At 66.0% G+C, this 2,540-nt stretch carries 4 protein-coding genes; all 4 read right to left on the reverse strand.

Annotated features, from left to right (window positions below):
* Window positions 1-375 (reverse strand): MlaA family lipoprotein (locus H0W38_RS20780; protein ID WP_292457766.1); only part of this gene is annotated, 375 nt, incomplete at its 3' end.
* Window positions 372-857, reverse strand: coding sequence for an outer membrane lipid asymmetry maintenance protein MlaD (gene mlaD, locus H0W38_RS20785; RefSeq protein ID WP_292457767.1), 486 nt, complete (start codon window positions 855-857; stop codon window positions 372-374). The genes mlaD and H0W38_RS20780, both read right to left, overlap by 4 nt.
* Window positions 858-884: 27 nt before the next feature.
* The gene (gene mlaE, locus H0W38_RS20790) at window positions 885-1,667 is read right to left on the reverse strand and encodes a lipid asymmetry maintenance ABC transporter permease subunit MlaE (protein ID WP_292457771.1); all 783 of its coding nucleotides are present in this window, start codon (window positions 1,665-1,667) and stop codon (window positions 885-887) included.
* Between the two features lie 103 nt (window positions 1,668-1,770).
* A partial coding sequence (locus H0W38_RS20795) for an ABC transporter ATP-binding protein (protein WP_292457769.1) occupies window positions 1,771-2,540 on the reverse strand: 770 nt, incomplete at its 5' end.

A 2,540-nucleotide genomic window follows, 5' to 3' on the forward strand; every position in this document is an offset into this window, starting at 1 on the left:
GTGCGGTTCGAGGCCCAACTCGCTGCCCCAATCGACGAAGCCGCCGATGCCCAGCACGGTATTGACCGCGAAGCGCATGGTGTCGTTGGCGCTGTCGGCAGGGCGGCCCTGAAGCAGCAGGTTGACCGCCGACCAGGCGTCTTTCAGGTTGTTGAAGAAGTTGTCGACGCCCAGGCGGACGGTGCCCGGCACCACGTCGCGATAAACACGCGCGGGCGGCACGATCACGTACTTGTCGACCGTGTCGTTGAAGCCGTAGACCTTGCGGTTCAGCTTTTCCAGCGGATCGGGATTCTGCTGCGTGGCGCATCCCGCGAGCAATGCCGAAGCCAGTGCGGCGCCCAGCAAGCGGCTCCAGCGTCTCGAGCGGCTCACTTGATCTCTCCTGCGTTGCTGCCGCCCGTATCTGCCGCCTTGTCGAACAGGAACTGGCTGATCAGGTTTTCGAGCACCACCGCCGACTGCGTCATGGTGATGCGATCGCCGGCGGCAAGCACCGCCTCCTCGGCGCCTGGCTCGACGCCGATGTACTGCTCGCCCAGAAGGCCCGAGGTCAGGATCTTGGCCGAACTGTCCTTCGGGAACGCGAACCGCTTCTCGAGGTGGAGTTCGGCATTGGCTTGGTAGGTGACCTTGTCGAAGCCGATCGAAGCTACGCGGCCGACCACCACGCCGGCGCTCTTGACCGGCGCGCCGGATTTCAGCCCGCCGATGTTGTCGAAGCGGGCGCTGACGGTGTAGGTGTCCTCGAAGCTGAGGCTCAGCAGGTTACCGGCCTTGAGCGCCAGAAACAGCAGCGCGACCGCGCCGATCATCACGAACAGGCCGACCCACAGGTCGTACTTTGATTTATGCATTTCGCCTTCTCCTTCGGGTGCGCCGCTTCAGATGGAAAACATCATCGCGGTGAGCAGGAAATCGAGCCCCAGCACCGCCAGCGATGCCACCACGACCGTACGGGTGGTGGCCCGGGCGACGCCCTCGGGCGTGGGCTGGCAGTTGTAGCCTTGCAGCAGGGCGACGAAGGTCACCGTCACACCGAACACGAAACTCTTGACGACGCCGTTGCCGACGTCGGCGAACACGTCGACGCCGCCCTGCATCTGCGACCAAAAACCGCCCGCATCGATGCCGATCATCACCACGCCGACTAAATAGCCGCCGATGATGCCCACCGCGCTGAACACCGCCGCCAGCAATGGCATCGCGATCACGCCGGCCCAAAAACGCGGGGCGAGCACGCGCTGCACCGGGTCCACGGCCATCATCTCCATCGCGGTCAACTGCTCGCCGGCCTTCATCAGGCCAATTTCCGCGGTTAGCGAGGTGCCCGCGCGTCCGGCGAACAACAGCGCGGTGACCACCGGCCCGAGTTCGCGCACGAGCGACAGCGCCACCAGCAGGCCGAGCGCTTCGGAAGAACCGTATCGCTGCAGCGTGTAGTAGCCCTGCAGGCCGAGCACGAACCCGACGAAAAGACCGGAGACGGTGATGATCGCCAGGGAATGGTTGCCAAGAAAATGCACCTGTTCGACGATCAAGCGGCCGCGCCCGAAAGCCGAACCGAAGCTCGCGACCAAGCGCACGAACAGCCGCGCGCTCGCACCCAGGGCCGTCAGCCCGCTGCGCACCGCAAAACCGACGTCGCTGGGCCGCCACCAGCTCATAAGTGCCCCCACGTCGCTTCGCTCCTGCCCCCGTGGCCCTCGAAGAGGGCTGCCTTCGTGACCCTCGGGGCGGAGCCCGCCTCGAGGCGGCTCGGCGCCGGGCTCATCGCGGCCCCATCCTGAAATCCTGCTCGATGGCCGCCGCCGGGTAATGGAAGCGCACCGGGCCGTCGGGCTCGCCGTCGACGAACTGGCGCACCAGCGGGTCGGTGCTCTCGCGCATCTGCTGCGGCGTGCCTTGGGCGACGACGCCGCCATTGGCCAGGAAGACGATCTGGTCGGCGATGGAAAAGGTTTCGTCCACATCGTGCGACACGACGATGCTGGTAACTCCGAGCGACTGGTTCAGCTCGCGGATCAGCCGTGAGGCCACGCCCATCGAGATGGGATCGAGCCCGGCGAACGGCTCGTCGTACAGCATCAGCTCCGGATCGAGCGCGATGGCGCGCGCGAGCGCGACACGTCGCGCCATGCCGCCCGAAACTTCGCTGGGCATCAGCTCGCGCGCACCGCGCAGGCCCACTGCGTTAAGCTTCATCATCACCAGGTCGCGGATCATGGTTTCGGGCAGCCCACTGTGCTCGCGCAGCGGAAAAGCGACGTTGTCGAACACCGACAGATCGGTGAACAGCGCGCCGAACTGAAACAGCAGGCCCGTGCGGCGACGCACGGCATAAAGCGCGTCGCGATCGAGCGTGGAGATATCGACGCCATCGAACAGCACCTGCCCGGCCATCGGGTCGATCTGGCGGCCGATGAGCCTGAGCACCGTGGTCTTGCCGCCGCCCGACGTGCCCATGAGCGCCACCACGCTGCCGCGCGGCACGCTCAGCTCGACGTCGCGCAGGATCACGCGCTCACCATAACCACAGG

It is taken from the genome of Methylibium sp. (assembly GCF_013817365.1).
Classification (GTDB): domain Bacteria; phylum Pseudomonadota; class Gammaproteobacteria; order Burkholderiales; family Burkholderiaceae_C; genus Methylibium.

Bases quoted from the DNA above. Each gene is read 5' to 3' on its own strand.
- mlaD (WP_292457767.1), bottom strand. From the start codon at position 857: ATGCATAAATCAAAGTACGACCTGTGGGTCGGCCTGTTCGTGATGATC.
- mlaE (WP_292457771.1), bottom strand. From the start codon at position 1,667: ATGAGCTGGTGGCGGCCCAGCGACGTCGGTTTTGCGGTGCGCAGCGGG.